The organism is Streptomyces sp. NPDC020490 (assembly GCF_044335305.1).
In the GTDB taxonomy this organism is placed as follows: domain Bacteria; phylum Actinomycetota; class Actinomycetes; order Streptomycetales; family Streptomycetaceae; genus Streptomyces.
This window is the reverse complement of sequence record NZ_JBIRUY010000027.1, coordinates 120,808-139,335: the sequence shown is the minus strand read 5'-3', so window position 1 is coordinate 139,335 and position 18,528 is coordinate 120,808. Positions and strand designations below refer to the sequence as shown.

Sequence of the window (18,528 nt, the reverse complement as noted above, 5' to 3'; positions counted from 1 at the left end):
GCCGCGCGGGGGGGGGGGGGCCCCCCCGCCCCCCCCCCCCCCCCCCGGGGGGGGGGGGGGGCCCGGGGGTTCCCCCCCCCCCCCCCCCCCCCGCTCGCACCGTGCGGTCGTCATCCCTCGCCGTCCGCCGCGATCACTCCCTCCCCGTCCGCGGTCATCGATCCCTTGCCGTCCGCGGTCGTCGATCCCCCGCCGTCCGCGGTGCGAACCGCGGCGCCGTTCATGGTGGGAGCCGCGACGCCATTCGTGGTGGGGACCTCGACGCCGTTCGCGGTGCGAACCTCGGCGCCGTTCACGGTGGGGACCACGGCGACGGGGCACCGCGCGTGCCGCAGCACCGCGCGTCCCGCCGAGCCCTGCATCGCTTCCGCGACCCGGCCGCGGCTGTACGCGCCGACCACGACGAGCTGGGCGCCGGCGGTCTCCTTCTCGACGGCGGCACCGGTCCGGCCCCTGCTGCGCCGCAGGCGCACGGTGACGTCCGGGTGCCGCTGGCACAGCACGGACAGGGTCGCGGCGCGGTGGGCGGACCTCGTACCGTCCACCGGTCCGAACGGCAGGTGGGGCAGCTGACCGTCCACGTGCAGGACCACCAGGTCGACACCCCGCTCGGCGGCCTCGGCGAAGGCGAAGGCGGCCACGGCCCGGCCCGCCGTCGAGGCGTCGTCGACCAGCACGACGGGGCCGCCGGGCTGCGGCGTGCCGCGGACCACGAGCACCGGGGAGGAGCCGTGAGCGGTCAGCCGTCCGGTGACCGAGTCGCGCGCCGGCCCGCCGAACCGGTCGGTGCGCGCACCGCCGACCACGGTGAGCGTCGCGTGACGCGACTCGCTCTCCAGCACCGTCGCGGGCTCGCCCACGAGGACCTCGCTGGTGATCGGCAGGCCGGGGGCGACCCGGCGGGCCCGCTCCTCGGCAAGGCTCAGCGTCCCGTCCGGCCCGGCGCCGTCCGGGTCCCACGGCGGCACGCCCGCCGGCACGGGGTCCGAGGGCCATGCGACGGCGTACGCCAGCTGCAGCCCCACCCCGCGCCGGTCGGCCTCCCACGCCGCCGCTTCGACGGCGGCCAGGCTCGACGGAGTGCCGTCCACCCCCACCACGACCGGTTCACGCATGGCAGCTCATCCCTTCTCCGTGCGGCCCGGTCACGGCGGCCGGGTACCGCGGACGGCAGTCCCCTCGCGGCCGAACCCCTCGCCGGGCGGCCCGGCCGCGGCGGGGTTCGCGCCTGCCGCATCCAGCGTCGGGCCGCCGTTCCGCTCCCGCATGGGCCGTACGGGCCCGTACGGCCCCACCGACCGGCCCTCAGCCCGCGGCCGGGCGCCGGGCCGGGCGGGAGCCCACGGCCCGCACGAGCAGTTCGACGACCAGCACGGTGGAGGCGGTCAGCAGGCACAGGGCCCACTGCGCCGCCCCGAGCGGCACGGTCCCGAACAGGGCGCGCATCCACGGCACGTGGACCGCCGCCACCTGCACGGCGACGATGCCGGCCAGGCACAGCCACAGCGTCCGGTTGCGCAGCTGGTGGCGGCCCAGCACGGGCCCGTCGTCCGCGCGGGCGTTGAGCGAGTTGAACGGCTGGAAGAGGACGAACGTGGTGAACGCCATGGTCAGCGCGGTGTCCGTGCCGTAGGCGGAGCGGGCCGCGGCGAGCAGGACGACCGTGCCGAGGGCCATGACGGCTCCGGCCCGGCCGATGGCGCGCAGCCGGCGGGCGTCCAGGATGCGCTCCGCCGGATCGCGCGGCGGCTGCCGCATCACGTCGTCGCGGGCGGGGTCCACGGCCAGCGCCATCGCGGGCGGCCCGTCCATGATGATGTTGACCCACAGCAGCTGGGCCGTCGTCAGCGGCGCGGGCAGCCCGGCCAGGGAGGCGCCCAGCAGCGTGAGGATGGCGCCGATGTTGGTGGCCAGCTGGAAGCGCACGAACTTGACGATGTTGTCGTAGATGGCGCGTCCCTCGCGCACGGCCCGCACGATCGTGGAGAAGTCGTCGTCGGTGAGCACCATGTCGGCGGCTTCCTTGGCCACGTCGGTGCCGGTGCGGCCCATGGCCACCCCGATGTGGGCGGCCCGCAGCGCCGCCGCGTCGTTGACGCCGTCACCGGTCATGGCGACGATGTGGCCCCGGCTGGACAGCGCCCGCACGATGGCCACCTTGTGCTCCGGTGCGACGCGGGCGAACACGCCGATGTCCTCGATGCGCGCGGCCAGTTCGCCGTCGGTCATCCGGTCCAGGTCCGCGCCCGTCACCACCTCGCCGCCCAGCCCCAGTTCGCGGGCGACGGCCGCCGCGGTGTCGGCGTGGTCCCCGGTGATCATCTTGACGGCGACGCCCGCCGTGCGGCACAGCGCCAGCGCGTCCCGCGCCTGCGGCCGGGGCGGGTCGGCGATGCCGGCGACCGCCGTCAGCGTCAGCCCGCCGAGTCCGCCGCGGCCGCGCGCCGGGGCCGCGCCGTCCACCACGGCGCCGGCCGCCCCGAGGACCCTGAGGCCCCGGCCGCCCAGCCGCGAGGCGGCGGCGAGGATCTCGCTCCTGCGCCGGTCGTCGAGGTCGCGTACGCCGTCGTCGGTGAGGACGGTGTCGCACAGCGGCAGCAGCACGTCCACGGCGCCCTTGACCTGGACCAGGGTGCGGCCGCCGGGTTCGCCGGGTTCATCGGGTTCGTCGTGGAAGGTGGCCATGTACTTGGCGGCCGCGTCGAACGGCACCTCGCCGGTGCGCGGCCGGCGCGCGCGCAGCCCGTCGACGTCCACCCCGGCCTTCACCGCCAGCACCGCCAGCGCCGCCTCGGTGGGGTCCCCGACGGGCCCGCCGTCGGCCAGGCGCGCGTCGTTGCACAGGGCGAAGGGCACCACCGCCGTGCGCAGCGCTTCGGCGTCGGCGTCGGCACCGGCTCCGGCGCCGACGACGTGTCCGGCGCCGGCGCCGGACACGTCGCCGTCGGCGCCGTGCGGGCGGAGGGCGCCCGCGGTGTCGTAGCCCTCGCCCGTGACGTCGAAGAAGCGGCCGCGGGTCCACAGGGTCCGCACGGTCATCTCGTTGAGCGTCAGGGTGCCGGTCTTGTCGCTGCACACGACCGTCGCCGAGCCGAGGGACTCCACCGAGGCGAGGCGCTTGACGACGGCGCCGCGGCGCGCCATGCGGTACACCCCGAGCGCGAGGGTCAGGGCGAGGACGGCGGGCAGGCCCTCGGGGATGGCGGCGACGGCCAGCGCCACGGCCCGCAGCGCGATGTCCCCCGGCGACTCGCCGCGCAGCAGCGAGATGACGGCGTAGACGACGACCGCGACGCCGCTGAGCAGCGCCAGCCGTTGGCCCAGGCTGTCCAGCTGGACCTGCAGCGGCGTGGGCGGCTCGGTGCTGGTGCGCAGCGACTCGGCGATGGCGCCGAGTTCGGTGCGCATGCCGGTGGCCGTGACGATCATCTCGGCTCGGCCCCTGGTCAGCGAGGTGTTCATGAACAGCTCACCAGTGCGCTCGGCGAGCTGGACCGGGGCGTCCGTCTCCCCTCCGACCACCGCCAGGTTCTTGGCGACGGGCTGCGACTCCCCCGTCAGGGCCGCCTCCGCCGCCTCCACCGACTCCGCGACGACCAGCCGCCCGTCGGCCGGCACCCGGTCACCGGCCTCCAGCACCACCACGTCGCCGGGGACCAGGTCCGCCGCGTCCACCAGCCGTTCCCGGCCGTCGCGGCGGACCCGGGCGGTGGGCACCAGCATCCGGCGCAGCGCCTCCAGGCTGCGCTCGGCGCGCCGTTCCTGCAGATAGCCGAGCACGGCGTTGATCTGCAGGACGACGGTGATCACCACGGCGTCCTTGACCTCGCCGATCGCCCCGGCGACCACGGCCGCGATCAGCAGGACGCCGATGAGCCAGTTGCGGAACTGGTCCAGGAACTTCAGCCACTCGGGCCGCCGCGCCGGTTCGGCCAGCCGGTTGGGCCCGCAGGCGGCCGCCCGGTCGGCGGCCTCACGGGAGCCGAGTCCGCGGGCCGGGTCGACCCCGAGGCGCGCCGCGACCTGCCGGGGCGCCATCCGGCAGGCGCCGGGCAGCCCGGCGGGGCGTTCCCCCGGGGAGCCGGGCCGGAGGGGCAAGGCCGTCGCCGGCTCGTCCACGGTCATGACGCCGAACCGTCCGTCCCCGCCGCAGCCGGACCGGTCATCGCAGGCCTCCTTCTCGGTGGGTCCCGGAGGCCGTCGCACGGCGTGCGGCAGTGCCCGGGGCCCGGCGTCGTCGGCCGGGCGGCCCCCGGCTCACTCCTACGCGTCCCACCCTCCGTCCCGCGCCGCCGCGCCGCAGTGGGCCGTACGGGCCCGAAGAGCACACCGACCGGCCCTCCCGGGCCGGACGTCCTGGGAGGGACCCTGAAATCGGGGAATCACGCGCGGCAGCGCTGCCCCGGCTGTCCGAGTGGGAGGTGCGCCATGACCAGTCGTCCCGTCGTCGCAGGGCTCGACGGTTCGCCGGCGAGCGTGACGGCCGCCTGGTGGGCCGCGCGCGAGGCGGCGGACCGGAAGCTGCCCGTCCTGCTGCTGCACTCCTGGACCACCCAGCCGCTCGACGTGCCCATCGCCCAGGAGGCCCTGAGCAAGCAGCGGTACGGCGGACAGGTGCTGCAGCGCACCGAGGCGGAGCTGCTCCACCGGTACCCCGACCTGTCCATGACCACCGAACTGGTCTCCGACCCGGCCGCGAAGGCGCTTCTGGAGCTCAGTGAGAGCGCCGCCATGCTGGTGCTCGGCTCCCGCGGACTCGGCTCGGTCGCGAGCTTCCTGCTCGGCTCCATCAGCCTGCACGTCCTCGCCCTCGCGCAGTGCCCGATCGTCACCGTCCGGGCGGGTGACCCGGCCGTCGAGGAGGGGTGGGAGCACCCCGCGGCGAGCGGGCGCGACGAGGTGGTGGTGGGTGTGCAGGAGTACGGCCCGGCCTCCGACGCGCTGCTGGAGTTCGCGTTCACCGCCGCCGGGACGCACCGGTGCGCGGTCCGGGCGGTGCACGCCCTGCCGGCCGAGTCCCCGCTGCCGCACCCGCACGGGGCCGCCGTGCTGCACGAGACGGAGGAACACGCCCGGCTCACGGCGGTGCTCGCCCCGTGGCGGGAGAAGTTCCCGGACATCCGCGTGGTGGAGCACCTGGCGCAGGGCTCCGCGGCCCAGGTGCTGCTGTCGGCCTCCGAGCACAGCCGGCTCACCGTGGTCGGGCGCCGCCGGCACCCGTCCTACCTCGCCTGGAAGCTCGGGCCGGTCGCGCACGCCGCCCTGCACCACGAGCCGTGCCCCGTCGCCGTCGTCCCGCACGACTGACGGCCCGGGGACAGAGGGGGAAAGAGTTAGGAGCACATGATGTCGGGGACACCGCTACGCCGCACGCTGAACTCGCTTCGGCCTCCGGGGCTCGAACCGCTCCTGCTGGCCGTCACGGCGGCGGCGCTGCTGGTCGGCGGCGTCCTCCGACTCCTCGGCATGCCGGAACTCGCCGACCTGTCCTGGGCCGTGGGGACCGCGGCGGCGGTGGTTCCCGCGGTGGTGTGGGTGCTGCACGCGCTGCGGCACGGGCACGCGGGCGTGGACGTCATCGCGGTGCTGGCGCTCGGGGGCACGCTGGCCGTCGGCGAGTACCTGGCCGGTGCGCTGATCGCGCTGATGCTCGCCACCGGACGCACCCTGGAGGCGGCCGCCCAGCGGCGGGCCTCCCGTGACCTGCGCGCCCTGCTGGAGCACGCGCCCCGCAACGCGCGGCGGCGCACCGGCGCCGAGGTGCGCACGGTGCCTTTGGCCGAGGTGGCGGCCGGTGACCTGCTGGTCGTCGGCCCGGGCGAGGTCGTCCCGGTGGACGGCCGGGTCGTCGGCGATCCGGCCGTCCTCGACGAGTCCGTGCTGACCGGCGAGTCCCTGACCGTGCGGCGCCCCGAGGGCGAGACGGTGCGCAGCGGCGCGGTCAACGCGGGCGGCGCCTTCGAGCTGCGGGCCACGGCGACCGAACAGGACAGCACCTACGCGGAGATCGTGCGGCTGGCGCGGCAGGCCGGCGCCGAGTCCGCTCCCGTGGTCCGGCTGGCCGACCGCTACGCGGCCTGGTTCCTGCCGCTGTCGGTGGCGGCCGCGGGGCTGGCCTGGCTGGTGTCGGGGTCGGCGGTGCGGGCGGTGGCGGTGCTGGTGGTCGCCACGCCGTGTCCGCTGCTGCTGGCGGCGCCGGTGGCCGTCGTCTCCGGCCTGTCCCGCGCGTCCCGCCTCGGCGTGGTGATCCGCGACGGCGGGGCGCTGGAGAACCTCGGCCGGGCCCGGACCCTGCTGCTGGACAAGACCGGCACCCTCACCGGCGGGCGCCCGCGGGTGCTGGACGTGGTGGCGGCGCCCGGGTGGCAGCCGGCCCAGGTGCTGCGGCTGGCCGCCTCGCTCGACCAGTACTCCCCGCACGTCCTCGCGGAGGCCGTCGTCGGCGCCGCCCTCGGGCGGGGGCTGCACCTGTCGGTGCCCTCGGACATGACCGAGGAGCCCGGCACCGGGGTCACCGGCGTCGTGGCGGGACGCCGGATGGCCGTGGGACGGCTCGCCGAGCACGCCGAACGGCCGGACTGGGCGCGGGCGGCGGACAACCGGGCCCTGCTGGACGGGGCGGCCGTGGCCTGGCTGAGCGTCGACAAGCACCCGGTCGGCGCGGTCCTGCTGCGCGACCCGGTGCGGCCGGACGCGCCGCGGACCCTGCGCAGGCTGCGCGCGGCCGGGCTCGAGCGGCTGGTGATGCTCACCGGCGACCGTGCCGAACCCGCCCGCGAGGTCGGCGCCGTGCTCGGCCTCGACGACGTGCGGGCCGGGCTCACCCCGGCCGGCAAGGTCGCCGCGGTGCGGGCCGAACGGGAGTCCGCCGTGACCGTGATGGTCGGCGACGGCGTGAACGACGCGCCGGCGCTGGCCGCCGCGGACATCGGCGTGGCGATGGGCGCCCGCGGCTCCACCGCCTCCTCCGAGGCCGCCGACATCGTGCTGACGACCGACCGCGTGGACCGCCTCGCCGACGCGGTCGCCATCGCCGTACGGTCCCGGCGCATCGCCGTGCAGAGCGCGCTGGGCGGCATGCTGCTGTCGCTGGCCGCCATGGCCGCGGCCGCCTTCGGGCTGCTGCCGCCCGCCGTCGGCGCGCTGCTGCAGGAGGGCATCGACGTCGCGGTCATCCTCAACGCCCTGCGCGCGCTGCGCGACGACCGGGCCGAACGGCCGCAGTTGCAGCCCGCCGCGGAGGCCCTGATCCACCGGTTCGCGGCCGAGCACGACGATCTGCAGGACGTCCTGGAGGCCGTGCGGGACGCCGCCGACCACCTCGCCGAGGGCGCCGGTCCGCGGTCCCTGGCGCCGGTGGCCGAAGTGCACCGGCTGCTGACCGAGCGGCTGCTGCCGCACGAGTACGCCGAGGAGCACGAGCTGTATCCGGCGCTGGCGCCCGCGCTCGGCGGTCCCGAGGCGACGGCCACCATGAGCCGCGCGCACGCCGAGATCGAACGCCTCTCGCGGCGCATCGCCACCCACCTCGCGCTCGCCGGACCGGACGGGACGCTCGCCCCCGAGCAGCTCGACGACCTGCGGGCCAGCCTCTACGGGCTGCACACGGTACTGCGCCTGCACTTCACGCAGGAGGAGGAGAACTACTTCTCCCTCGCCCGCTGAACGACATCCGGAGTCAGGGGTGCCGGGGGGACCGGTCCGCAGCCCCGGGCCGCGGCCGGCTCGCCGACGCGCTGCCCGGCCGGCGTCGGTGCGCGCGGGTCGAGGGCCCGGTGGACCGTGCGGAGGGCCGGTCGGCCCATGCCGCACCGGCTCCCGGCCCCGGCAGGATGGCGGCATGCCCTGTCCGTCGCCGGCCGTGGACCGCCGGCAGGACCTCCGGAGGTGGTTCCCATGAACGCGCTTCCCTCCCGCCGGTCGGACCGGCGCCCCGCGACGCTGCTGCATCTGCCGTGCGCCGAGCGCACCGTGGGCGTGGAGGCCGCGCTCGTGCTGCCGACGGTGATGGTGCTGGTCGTGGAGGACGCGTGCGCCGTGATCGCGCTGCGGGACTGGCAGCGGCGCGAGCCCTCCCGCCGGCACCCGCTGGCCCGCCGCCGCTGGCGCGCCGAGGGCGAGCGGCTGCGGGCGAAGAAGGCCCGGATCAAGGAGCTGGCCGCGCAGTCCCTGGACACACCGGACTGACCGCGCGCCGGCCCACCCGACACCACCGCACCCGCCGCCCCCGCATTCGCCCCCGGCCGCCAAGGACCGGCCACCGGCCATGCGCCGCGGCACCGGCCGGAGGGGCGTCCGCCGCACCGGCGACAGGCCGCAGCCTCGGGCGTGGCGCGGGCGGGCGCCACCGACCGACCCGGGCCGACGCGGCACACACCGCCACGCCACCGACGGCGGCCGTCCGCCCCCGCCGGTAGCGAGCGCAGACACGCACCGCCGGCCGACCCCGACCGCAGCCACGCCGCCTCCCGCCCCCTGGCGAACGCTGCAGACACCGTCGGCGGCAGGGCTTCCGCCTGCCCCGGGCGAGAGGCCAAGGTGCTGTGCCCAACGCGCACAGAGACGCCGGCGACCGACTCACGCCGGCACAGCCCGCACGATCGCCGCCGCCTCTCGCGAACGCAGCGCAGCGCAGCGCAGCCTGCTACCGATCGCCTCCCACGTCACGGCAGACCACGGCACCGGGCCGACCGCTCCCGCCTGCCGAGCGGCACGCCACGCGCGCCGCTCGGCAGCGTCCGTGTGCTCCGACCGACCTCCAGACCGAGAAACGCGCCGCAAGCCGACCCGGGCCCGAGGAGCGCCGCCGTCGGCCACGAGGGGTCGACGCCGGAGCAGTACCAGGGCACCTGGGCGCGGGGGACGGCGCCGACGCCGGACACTGGCCACGGCACAGGGCAGGCGACGACGGGGACAGGCAAGGGCACGGGCTACGCACCGGGAACGGGGCGACTGCGCCGGGGACGGGACGACCGTGGCAGGGCCGGGGCGACCATGGCGAGGGCAGGCGACCGCGCCAGCGACGGACGACCGCGCCGCGGAACAGGCGACCGAGGCGGGCGCGGGCGACCGAGGCGGGTACGGGCGACCGTGTAGGGACGGGCCGACCACGCCGGCTACCGGGCAACCATGCTGGGGACCGAGCAACCACGCCGGGAACGGCGGCCACGCCGGGAACGGGGCGACCATGGCAAGGGCGGGCGACTGGCCCAGCGACGGGCGACCGCGCCAGGAACCGGGCGGCCAAGCCGCGGAACAGGCGGCCACGCCGGAAACGGGCGACCGAGGCGGGTACGGGCGACCGTGCAGGGACGGGCGACTATGCAGGGACGGGCGACTGTGGCAGCACGGGCCGAACACGCCGGGGACCGGGCGACCGCGGCGGCTACCGGGCGACCGCGCTGGGGACCGAGCAACCACGCCGGGACCAGCGGCCACGCCGGAAACGGGGCAACCATGGCGAGGGCGGGCGACCGGCCCAGCGACGGGCGACCGTGCAGGGTCGGGCCGACCACGCCGGGGACCGGGCGACCGCACTGCGGAACAGGCGGCCGAGGCGGGTACGGGCGGCCACGCCCGGCGCGGGCGGCCGGGGCGGGCGTGGGCGGCCGGGTGGGGGTTAGTCGATGTCGAGTACCTCGGGTACTGGTCGGCGTGGGCTCGCGACGCCCGTGGGGCCGTAGCCGAGGCGCAGCACCATCTGGACGAAACCCATCGCGGAGACGGGGTCCCGGGCCAGCTCACGCAGGTCGTGCTGTTCCAGGGAGTGGGAGCTGAGGGACGTGGACAGTCCGTGCAGCGTGGCGAGCAGCAGCACCCGTTCCATCGCCTGTCCGGCGCGCAGCCAGTCGACCCTGCGGTCGTTGGTGGTGCCGAGCAGGGCCAGCTGCGGAACGGTCTCGAAGACCGCCGCCGTCCGGCCGGGGACGGGGCGGCGGCCGGCGAAGTCCCGGACCGGGGCCCGTCCTCCCGACTTCCTCGGGCCGAAGGCGTAGTCCGGGATCCCGTCGACGGCCGCTTCGGCCTCCTGCGGCCCGATGCGGGTCCAGTTCTGGATGTCCTCGAACCGCTCGGGCCGTACGCTGTCGCGCCCCTCGACGTCATAGATGTGGTCGAGCAGCGCCTCCACGTGCCAGGCGTCAGGGAAGGCCATCTGTGCGCCCTCCTGCCGGGCGGCGTCGCACAGGGCGTCCGCCACCTCCCGCGGGATGGGCTGCTCCGTGAAGGGGTGCCGGCTGGTGTGGCGGCGGCTGATCGCCGGGAACAGCCGGGCCAGCTCGCGGTCCGGACCGCCGGTGCCGGTGAGGCGCACGGTGGCGTACAGGTCGGGGTCGGACGGGCTGGGCAGCAGCCGGGTGTCCACGTCCCAGCCGGCGTGGGCCGCGGCGACGCGCAGGTTGAACAGGGCGGCCGCGCAGCCGAGGCACAGCGCGCGGTTGTCGGGGTCGGTGCGCGTCATGGCGCGGCTGAGGTCGGGGCGCAGTTCGAAGGTGCGCGTGCCGGAGACGTACCGGAAGCGCCACGGTTGTGCGTTGTGCATCGAGGGGGCGGCCGTCGCGGCTGCCACCAGGTCCGTGATGGTGGTCGTGTCAATGGGTTGCGCCGACATGGCGCACCTCCCCTCGCAGGAGCCGGGGCGGCCGGTGTCGCGGGTCAGTGTTTGCTGAGGGTGGGGCAGTCCGCGCGCAGCACGCGCAGGCGGCGTCCGTACTCCTCCTCGTCGATCTCGCCCCGGGCGAACCGCTCGGCGAGCAGCTGCTCGGACGACGTCGTCGCGGGCGGGTGCGGGGGCTCGGGAGTCCGGCTCACCGCGCGATGAACGACCATCGCGACGACGATGAGCAGGGCCCACAACAGGACCATGCCGACCGACCCGGCGGACCAGGCCCAGCCCGGCATGCCCTGCCGGTTCCAGTACATCACGGCCGCCACCTCCCGTTCGTGCCTCACCACGTGCGGCGGGGCCCGCCCCGTTCGGCGCGTATACCGCCGCTGATGGCCAGCCTCCCCGGCCCGCCGACGGGCGGGTAGGGGCCGCCGGGACTCGGCACGGGACCATCCGGCCCATCCTCGGCGGAGCCGGCCGGGCCACGCTGGCATGGAGGGGGACGGAACGCCGAGCTGGAGGCCGACGCCATGAAGCAGGTGATCGTCGTCGGTGTGGACCGGTCGGCGCGCAGCCGCCCGGCCGTGGAGTGGGCCGCGCGGGAAGCCGTGCTGCGCGACCTGCCGCTGTGTGTGGTGCACGTGGCGCCGCCCGCCGGGCCGGACGCGCCGCGCCCGGAGGCCGTGGCCGCCGCTCTCGCCGCCGAGCGGTGCCCGACGGTGGCGGTGGAGAACGTACGGCTGACGGGCGAGCCCGGCGCCGTCCTGCTGGAGCGGGGTGCGGACGCGGCGATGACGGTGCTCGGCCTGCGCGGCGAGGGCAGGCGCACCGGGCTGACGCCTGGCTCGACGGCCCGGGTGGTCGCCGGCGCCGCACGGTGCCCGGTCGTGCTGGTCCCGGCCGTGCTGGTCCCGGCCGGACCGGCCCCGCGGCCCCCGGCCGGACCGGCCCCGCGGACCGCGGCCGGACCGGCCCCGCGGCCCCCGGCCGGCCGTCCGGACAAGGTCCTGGCTGCCGTGGACGCCGACGATCCGGCGGACGGCGCGGTCGACTTCGCGTTCGACACCGCGCGGCTGCACGGGGCGCGGCTGAACGCGCTGTACGCGGGGCCGCCTCCGCTCCGTGCGCCCGGGCCCGCGGACCGCGCGACGTCGGCGGCGCGGCACGCCGCGCGGGCGGAGCGGGAGCTGCGGCTGCTGACGCGGGCGCTGCGGCCCTGGCGGGCGAAGTACCCGGCCGTCCGGGTCTTCGAGGACGTCGTCCTGTCCGATCCGGCGCAGGCACTGATCCGGGCCTCGCACCACGCCGATCTGATGGTCGTGGGGTGCGACGGCCGGGGCGGACTCGGCCCGGTCGCGTACGCCGTCGCCCGGCACACCGCCTGCCCGCTCGCCGTGGTCACGGCCTGACCGCCCGGCACGCACCACCGTCCCGCCCCGTCCCGCCGCACCCCGCCCCGCCGCTCCGCCGCCCCCGTCCCCGCCGTCCCGGTCCGGCCGCCCGGCGGTCAGCCGAGGAGCGTCAGGCGGCTGGTCTCCCCCGGTTCCAGCCGTACCGCGCGGTCCGGCAGCCGCACGTCGATCGGGGACTCCTCGGACGACGGCACGATGATCTCCATCTGCCCGCGCTGCAGCCGCAGGCGCACGCCCCAGTGGCCCTGGTAGCGCATGGCGAACCCGTACGACGACAGCTCCGGCAGCGGCACCGGGTCCAGCCACAGCGCGCCGCTCCTGGTCTCGAGGCCGGTCAGGCCGCGCTGGACGAGGTCGAGGGTGCCGGCCATGGCGCCCAGGTGGATGCCCTCGCCGGTGGTGCCGCCCTGCACGTCGGCGATGTCGCCCTGCAGGGCATCCTGGCAGAACTTCCACGCCTCCGACCGCCGGCACCGGGCCAGCACCCAGCCGTGCACCAGGCCGCTGAGGGTGGAGCCGTGGCTGGTGCGGCGCAGGTAGTAGTCGACCGTGCGGATCCAGGTGTCCTCGTCGAGCCGTATCCCCAGCCGGTGGAACAGCTCGCGCAGTTCGGCCGGGGAGAACAGGTAGCCGAGCATCAGCACGTCGGCCTGTTTGGATGCCTGGTAGCGGTTGACGCTGTCGCCCTCCGCCTCCAGGATCCGGTCCAGGCGGCGGATGTCGCCGTAACTCTCGCGGTAGCCCTCCCAGTCGAGTTCGGCGAGGTTGCCGTAGCCCTCGAACTGGCTGATGACGCCCTCGTGGAAGGGCACGTGGAGGGTGCGGGAGATGTCCTCCCACTGCTCCAGTTCGCTGCCGTCCAGCCCGGTGCGCTCGACGAGTTCGCGGCGGCGCGGCTCGGGCAGCAGGTCCACCAGCTCCAGGGCGCGGCTGAGCACCCAGGACGCCGTGACATTGGTGTAGGCGTTGTCGTCGAGGCCGGGCCGGGTCGCGTCCGGGTAGGCCTCGTGGTATTCGTCGGGGCCGACGACGCCCCTGATGCGGTGGCGCCGCATACCCTCGTCGTAGACGGCCGCGTCGGCCCAGAAGCGGGCGACCTGCAGCAGCATCTCGGCGCCCTTGGTGTGCAGGAACTCGGCGTCGCCGCTGGCCTCGCAGTACTGCCAGACGTTGTACGCGATCGCGGAGCCGACGTGGTGCTGGAGCCGCGAGTGGTCGGGCAGCCAGCGTCCCGAGCGGGGGTTGAGGTGCAGCTGCTGGGTCTCCTCGCGGCCGTCGCTGCCGCTCTGCCACGGGAACATCGCGCCCCGGCGGCCCGCGTCCCGGGCGGCGGTGCAGGCCTGTTCGAGGCGCCGGTGGCGGTAGCGCAGCAAGGCCCGGGACACCTCGGGGAAGTGCAGGTTCAGATACGGCAGGACGAACAGCTCGTCCCAGAAGACGTGGCCCCGGTACGCCTCGCCGTGCAGTCCCCGGGCGGGCACGCCGACATCGAGGTCGGCGGTGTGCGGCGAGAGCGTCTGCAGCACGTGGAACAGGTGCAGGCGCAGGATGCGGCCCGACTCGCCGGGCACGTCGAGGTCGGCCCGGCGCCACAGCTGGTCCCAGGCCGTGAGGTGGTCGTCGACCAGGACGTCGAACCCGGGGGCCCGGCCGACCCGATGGGTCGCCGCGTACAGCGGGTCGCTGATCGCGGGGTCGCGGGAGGTGTGCAGCGCGACGGTCTTGTCGATGACCACGGGGCGCCCCTCCGCCAGGTGCAGGCGGACCTCCTGGACGGCCCGCCGCCCCTCGTGCCGGGCGGTGGCGGGCGCGTCGGCGGTCAGCCGTGCGGCGATGCCGATGCGGATGTCGGAGGTGCGGGTGCGGCAGCGCAGCCAGACCGTGTCGGTGGTGGCGGTGCCGGTGTGCACGTGGATCAGGTGGCGGCCGTCGAGGTCGCGGTAGCGGGCCACTCCGCTGTTGGTGACTCCGGCGTCCAGGGCCGCCTCGACCTGGAGTTCGCCGGAGAAGCCCTCGGCCGTGAACTCGGTGCGCAGCGCGCCGACGTGCGGGTCGCCCATGTGCGCCAGCCGCTGCTGACGCACCACCAGCACCCTGCCCTCGCCCAGGCCGTAGCGTGTCCACCGCTCCAGCAGGCCGGACGCCAGGTGCAGCAGCTGCCGGTGGTCGAGGACCGTCGCCGTGTCGGGGGTGAGCCACTGCCCGCCGTCGAGGCGGAAGCGCAGCGGCAGCCAGTTCGGCACGTTGACCATGTCCTCGTTCTCGACCCGGCGTCCGGCCACCTCGGAGGTGAGCCGGTTGTAGCAGCCGGCGATGTAGGTGCCCGGATAGTGCACGTCGTCGGCGGTGCATTCGGGGAGCGCCCCGCGGGTGGCGAAGTAGCCGTTGCCGAGGGTGCACAGGGACTCCCGGAGCCGCTCGTCCACGGGGTCGTAGCCCTCGTACTCCCAGATGCCGTCCGTCACTCGACCCGTCCTCTCCTCGCGTTGCCTGACGGTGCGTACTGCGGCGCCGGGCCGGACCCGGCCGCCGGTCACGCCCGTTGCGGCACCACGGCCACCGGGCAGGCCGCGTGGTGCAGCAGCGTGTGCGCCACCGTCCCCAGTTGCAGGCCGTGGCGGCCGTGCCGGCGTTGCGCGCCGATGACCACGAGGTCCGCGGCGGCCGAGCGGTTCACGAGTACCCTGCGGGCCGGTCCTTCCACCGTGTGCCGGCGCAGCCGCGGCCCGAGCCGTTCCGCCGCGGGCTGCCGCAGCAGGTCGTCGAGGAGCGCGGAGGCGCGCTGCTCGTGGTCGGACGCGGCTTCCCCGGCCGGCGGCCGGCGGTCGGCGGCCGGGGGCGCGGGGCGGCGCCAGGCTCGTACGACGTCCAGGGTGCAGTCGCGTGCCAGGGCCTCGCGGAAGGCGAACCGGGCCGCCTCGCCGGCCCGGGCCGGGTCTGCGGCGCCGAGCAGGATCCGCTGGTGGGTGCCGTGGATGCCGGCCTGGTCGCCGCGGACCACGATCACCGGGCAGCCGGCGCGTGCTGCCACGGTCAGGCCGACCGAGCCGAGCAGCAGGCCGGCCAGCTCCCCCCGGCCCCGCGAGCCGGTCACCACCGCGAAGGCGTCCCGTCCGGCCCGCAGCAGTGCGGCCGCCGGATCGTCGGCGACCACGTCGGCGCCGATCCTCACCCCCGGGTCGGTCCGGCGGGCGCGCTGCACGGCGGAGGCGACGGTGTTCTCCACCGTCACCTGCTCGAACGGGTTGCGCGCGCCGGCGGACGGCACGGCGGGCTCGTAGCGCTCCCACAGGGAGGCGTACACCAGGCGCAGCGGCAGGGCGTGCCGGGCCGCTTCGCGCACCGCCCAGTCGAGCGCCTCCAGGCTCGACTCCGATCCGTCGACACCTACGACCAGAGCCGCCTCCATGGTGCCCACCGCCTTTCGTCGGGCGTCACGGGGTCCTGTGCTGCGGGCCTCCACGGTCACTGTCGCATCCGCCCCGGGGCTGTCGCAGCGGGACGTTCGGCCCAGGCGGCTGCCCGTTCAGCCCCTGGGGCGCCCGCGGGCGCGGGCCGGAGACTGTGGAAGAGCCGGGGAGAAGGTGCGCCATGGCCGAGGTCCAGCAAGCCCCCGTGCACGCTCTGCTCACGGACGGGACCATCGTTCGCATCAGGCCGGCGGGCTCCGCCGACCGTGGTGGCGTGCTGCGGCTGTGCGGACAGGCGCCGGCCGGCGAGCCGCCGTGGTTCCCCGGCCGGCGGGCCCTGGTAGCCGAGCACGCCGGCCGCCTCCTCGGTGTGGCCGCCTGCGCGGAACCGCGGGAGGGCACGGCGGCGGAGCTGTTCCTGGCCGTGGCCGACGACTGGCGGCACCGCGGCGTCGGCACGCTGCTCGTGGAGCACCTCGCGGACGCCGCCCGCGGCGACGGCGTCACCGCCTTCACCGCGGACTCCCTGTGCGACGACCACGGACCGCTCGCCCTGGTACGGGACCTGGGCCTGCGCGTCACCCGGAGGGCCGACGGCCCCCGGATGCGCTGCACGATCGACCTGGCCGAGACCGAGGACTACCTGCGCGCCGTGGACGCCCGCGGCCGGCTGGCCGACACCGTCAGCCTGCGGCCGCTGCTGCGGCCCCGCAGCGTCGTGGTGATCGGCGCGGGCGGCGGACCCGGGTCGGTGGGGCGGGCGATCCTGCGCGACATCCGGACCCGGTCCTTCGCCGGGCGCCTGTACGCCGTCGACCCGCGGGCCACGCTGCTGTGCGGGGTGCCCGCCCGGCCGGCCGTGGACCGGCTTCCCGAGGTGCCGGACCTCGCCGTGGTCGCCGTGCCCGCGCCGGACGTGCCCGCCGTGGCGCGGGAGTGCGGCGCGGCGGGCGTGCGTGCCCTGCTCGTCGTCTCCTCGCACCTGGACGCCGGCCAGACCGGCGCCCTGCTGGCCGCCTGCCGCCGGCACGGCATGCGGATGGCCGGCCCGCACGCCCTGGGCCTGGCCAACACCGAGGACGGTGTGCGTCTCGACGCCACCTTCGCCACCCACGCGCCCGGCCCCGGCCCGGCCGGGGTGGCCGTGCAGTCCGGCGGGGTCGGCATCGCGCTGCTCGACGGGCTGACCCGGCTCGGCATCGGCGTGTCCACGTTCGTGGCCCTCGGCGACAAGTACGACGTGAGCGGCAACGACATGCTCCAGTGGTGGGAGGACGACGGGCGGACCGGCCTGGCGCTGCTGCACCTGGAGTCCTTCGGCAACCCGCGCGCCTTCTCCCGTACCGCCCGCCGGGTGGCCCGCCGGATGCCGCTGCTGACGGTGGACGCCGGCCGTTCGGAGGCCGGACGGCGCGCCGCCGCCGCGCACACCGCCGCGGCGGCCGCCCGTACCGTGACCCGGCAGGCGCTGTTCACCCAGGCCGGTGTCACCGCCGCCCGTTCCCTCGGCGAACTGCTGGACGCCGCCGCCCTCCTGCACGCGCAGCCGCTGCCCCGGGGGCCGCGGGTCGCGATCGTCGGCAACGCGCGCGGCGCGGGCGTCCTGGCCGCCGACGCCTGCGCGGACGCCGGGCTGACCGTGCCCGAGCTGCCGGCCGCCCTGACCGGCGAGCTCCTCCGGCTGCTGCCCGAGGGCGCCGACGCCCCGAACCCCGTGGACGCGACCGCGTCCGTCGGCGAGAAGCAGCTGCGCGCCTGTGTCGACCTGCTGGCCGGCCACGCCGCGGTGGACGCCGTCCTGGTCGGTCTGGTGCCCACCGCGGTCGCCGCGGCGACCGGCGACGACCTGGTGCGCGCGGTGACCGACCCGGGGGCCCGCCCCCGCCCGGTGGTCGCGGTGCTGCCCGCCCAGGCGGCGCGGGTGGACCTGCTGCCCGCCCGCGGCGGGGGCGGCGTGCCCGCGTACTCCGACGCCCAGGACGCCGCCCGCGCGCTGGCCCACGCGGCGCGGCGGGCCGCCTGGCTCGCCCAGCCGGCCAGTCCCGTACCGGCGCTGCCGGACGTGGAGACCCGGCGGGCGAGGACGGTCGTCGACTCGTTCCTGGAGCGGAACCCGGAGGGCGGGCCGCTGGACCCGCGGACGACCGCCGCGCTGCTCGGCTGCTACGCGGTTCCGCAGATCCCCTGGGCCTGGGCCCGTGACGAGGACGAGGCGATCGCCGCCGCCGAACGGCTGGCGGGCGCGGACGGCCGCTTCGTGATGACGGCGTACGGGCCGGGGCCGGCACACCTCGGTGCGGAGCGGGCCGTCCGTCTCGACCTGCGCAGCACCTCCCGGCTGCGGGCCGCCCACCGGGAGCTGGTGGCCCGCTACGGCGACCGGCTGGCCGGCGTGGTGGTCCGGCCGGTCGCCGGACGCGGCGCCGAACTGGCGGCCCGGGTGGTGCAGGACGACGTGTTCGGGCCGCTGGTGCTGCTCGGGCCCGGCGGCACGCCGGCCGGACTCCCCGGCGACCGGGAGGGACGGCTCGCCCCGCTCACCGAACGCGATGCGCGCGAACTGATCACGTCCGCGCGGTGCGCGCCCGTGCTCTTCGGCCGCGGCGACGGCCCGGCGCCCGACGTGGAGGCGCTCGGACAACTCCTGCACAGGCTTTCCAGGATGGCCTGCGACCTGCCGCAACTGGCGGAGGCGGACCTCGATCCGCTGCTGGCCGGGGCGGACGGCGTGCTGGCCGTCGAGGCCCGCGTGCGGCTGGTGCCGCGCCGCGGCAACGATCCCCATCTGCGCAGGCTGTGACACGAAAGAAGGCGGTCATGTTACCTCTCGTCCTGGTCGGTGTGGCGGTGTTCGGCGCCTGCCTGGTGTTCGGCTACAGCTCGTTCGTCGTCGGTTTCGTGCTGATGGTGGTCGGTGTGCTCGGCCTGCTGATGTTCCTCGCGACGCCGGGCATGGTCCGGCGTCCCGGCGAACACGGGACGGTCATCGAGGAGCGCCACTACCTGGGTGACTACGACGAGCACCGGGATCACCGCCACCACCGGCCGTGATCCGCGTCCCGGGGTTCGCCCCGGGAGCCGGGAAGGGGCCGACCGGCAC

12 protein-coding genes are annotated in these 18,528 nt (G+C 76.6%); 6 read left to right on the top strand and 6 right to left on the bottom strand.

All coding sequences use genetic code 11. From position 1 onward, the window contains the following. Positions 1-110: 110 nt before the first annotated feature. Entirely contained in the window at positions 111-1,115 is a 1,005-nt protein-coding gene (locus ACH4ZX_RS26445; RefSeq protein ID WP_398277501.1) for a universal stress protein, read from the bottom strand. Positions 1,116-1,305: 190 nt separating this feature from the next. Further along, entirely contained in the window at positions 1,306-4,125 is a 2,820-nt protein-coding gene (locus ACH4ZX_RS26440) for a cation-translocating P-type ATPase (protein ID WP_398277498.1), read from the bottom strand. A 303-nt stretch (positions 4,126-4,428) separates the two neighbouring features. Between ACH4ZX_RS26440 and ACH4ZX_RS26435 the strand changes: the two genes are divergently transcribed. From ACH4ZX_RS26435 to ACH4ZX_RS26425, 3 genes are all read left to right on the top strand, one after another. Next, on the top strand, positions 4,429-5,307 hold the full coding sequence (locus ACH4ZX_RS26435) for a universal stress protein (protein ID WP_398277495.1): 879 nt from the start codon (positions 4,429-4,431) through the stop codon (positions 5,305-5,307). Between the two features lie 39 nt (positions 5,308-5,346). Then, positions 5,347-7,665, top strand: coding sequence for a heavy metal translocating P-type ATPase (locus tag ACH4ZX_RS26430; RefSeq protein WP_398277492.1), 2,319 nt, complete (start codon positions 5,347-5,349; stop codon positions 7,663-7,665). 231 nt (positions 7,666-7,896) lie between these two features. Further along, positions 7,897-8,187 carry a hypothetical protein gene (locus ACH4ZX_RS26425; RefSeq protein WP_398277489.1) on the top strand — a complete coding sequence of 97 codons (291 nt, stop codon included), beginning with the start codon at positions 7,897-7,899 and terminating at the stop codon, positions 8,185-8,187. A gap of 1,432 nt (positions 8,188-9,619) precedes the next feature. Here ACH4ZX_RS26425 and ACH4ZX_RS26420 read toward each other — a convergent pair. Together ACH4ZX_RS26420 and ACH4ZX_RS26415 are read right to left on the bottom strand one after the other, a co-directional pair. Next, on the bottom strand, positions 9,620-10,609 hold the full coding sequence (locus ACH4ZX_RS26420; protein WP_398277486.1) for an Acg family FMN-binding oxidoreductase: 990 nt from the start codon (positions 10,607-10,609) through the stop codon (positions 9,620-9,622). A gap of 44 nt (positions 10,610-10,653) precedes the next feature. Next, positions 10,654-10,932 (bottom strand): SHOCT domain-containing protein, encoded by a 279-nt coding sequence (locus tag ACH4ZX_RS26415; protein WP_398277483.1) that lies wholly within the window; start codon positions 10,930-10,932, stop codon positions 10,654-10,656. Between the two features lie 204 nt (positions 10,933-11,136). Between ACH4ZX_RS26415 and ACH4ZX_RS26410 the strand changes: the two genes are divergently transcribed. Then, positions 11,137-12,015 carry a universal stress protein gene (locus ACH4ZX_RS26410; RefSeq protein WP_398277480.1) on the top strand — a complete coding sequence of 293 codons (879 nt, stop codon included), beginning with the start codon at positions 11,137-11,139 and terminating at the stop codon, positions 12,013-12,015. 98 nt (positions 12,016-12,113) lie between these two features. On the opposite strand, the gene ACH4ZX_RS26405 is transcribed toward ACH4ZX_RS26410, so the two are convergent. Both ACH4ZX_RS26405 and ACH4ZX_RS26400 read right to left on the bottom strand, forming a co-directional pair. Then, the gene (locus tag ACH4ZX_RS26405) at positions 12,114-14,483 is read right to left on the bottom strand and encodes a glycoside hydrolase family 65 protein (RefSeq protein WP_398277473.1); all 2,370 of its coding nucleotides are present in this window, start codon (positions 14,481-14,483) and stop codon (positions 12,114-12,116) included. Positions 14,484-14,551: 68 nt separating this feature from the next. Next, positions 14,552-15,427 (bottom strand): universal stress protein, encoded by an 876-nt coding sequence (locus ACH4ZX_RS26400; protein ID WP_398277470.1) that lies wholly within the window; start codon positions 15,425-15,427, stop codon positions 14,552-14,554. Positions 15,428-15,609: 182 nt separating this feature from the next. Here ACH4ZX_RS26400 and ACH4ZX_RS26395 point away from each other — a divergent pair, with 182 nt between their 5' ends. Together ACH4ZX_RS26395 and ACH4ZX_RS26390 are read left to right on the top strand one after the other, a co-directional pair. Beyond that, positions 15,610-18,228 (top strand): GNAT family N-acetyltransferase, encoded by a 2,619-nt coding sequence (locus ACH4ZX_RS26395; RefSeq protein WP_398277467.1) that lies wholly within the window; start codon positions 15,610-15,612, stop codon positions 18,226-18,228. A 17-nt stretch (positions 18,229-18,245) separates the two neighbouring features. Then, positions 18,246-18,479 carry a hypothetical protein gene (locus tag ACH4ZX_RS26390; protein ID WP_324787738.1) on the top strand — a complete coding sequence of 78 codons (234 nt, stop codon included), beginning with the start codon at positions 18,246-18,248 and terminating at the stop codon, positions 18,477-18,479. Positions 18,480-18,528 lie beyond the last annotated feature (49 nt).

Bases quoted from the DNA above. Each gene is read 5' to 3' on its own strand.
- ACH4ZX_RS26445 (WP_398277501.1), bottom strand. From the start codon at position 1,115: ATGCGTGAACCGGTCGTGGTGGGGGTGGACGGCACTCCGTCGAGCCTG.
- ACH4ZX_RS26440 (WP_398277498.1), bottom strand. From the start codon at position 4,125: ATGACCGTGGACGAGCCGGCGACGGCCTTGCCCCTCCGGCCCGGCTCC.
- ACH4ZX_RS26435 (WP_398277495.1), top strand. From the start codon at position 4,429: ATGACCAGTCGTCCCGTCGTCGCAGGGCTCGACGGTTCGCCGGCGAGC.
- ACH4ZX_RS26430 (WP_398277492.1), top strand. From the start codon at position 5,347: ATGTCGGGGACACCGCTACGCCGCACGCTGAACTCGCTTCGGCCTCCG.
- ACH4ZX_RS26425 (WP_398277489.1), top strand. From the start codon at position 7,897: ATGAACGCGCTTCCCTCCCGCCGGTCGGACCGGCGCCCCGCGACGCTG.
- ACH4ZX_RS26420 (WP_398277486.1), bottom strand. From the start codon at position 10,609: ATGTCGGCGCAACCCATTGACACGACCACCATCACGGACCTGGTGGCA.
- ACH4ZX_RS26410 (WP_398277480.1), top strand. From the start codon at position 11,137: ATGAAGCAGGTGATCGTCGTCGGTGTGGACCGGTCGGCGCGCAGCCGC.
- ACH4ZX_RS26400 (WP_398277470.1), bottom strand. From the start codon at position 15,427: ATGGAGGCGGCTCTGGTCGTAGGTGTCGACGGATCGGAGTCGAGCCTG.
- ACH4ZX_RS26395 (WP_398277467.1), top strand. From the start codon at position 15,610: ATGGCCGAGGTCCAGCAAGCCCCCGTGCACGCTCTGCTCACGGACGGG.
- ACH4ZX_RS26390 (WP_324787738.1), top strand. From the start codon at position 18,246: ATGTTACCTCTCGTCCTGGTCGGTGTGGCGGTGTTCGGCGCCTGCCTG.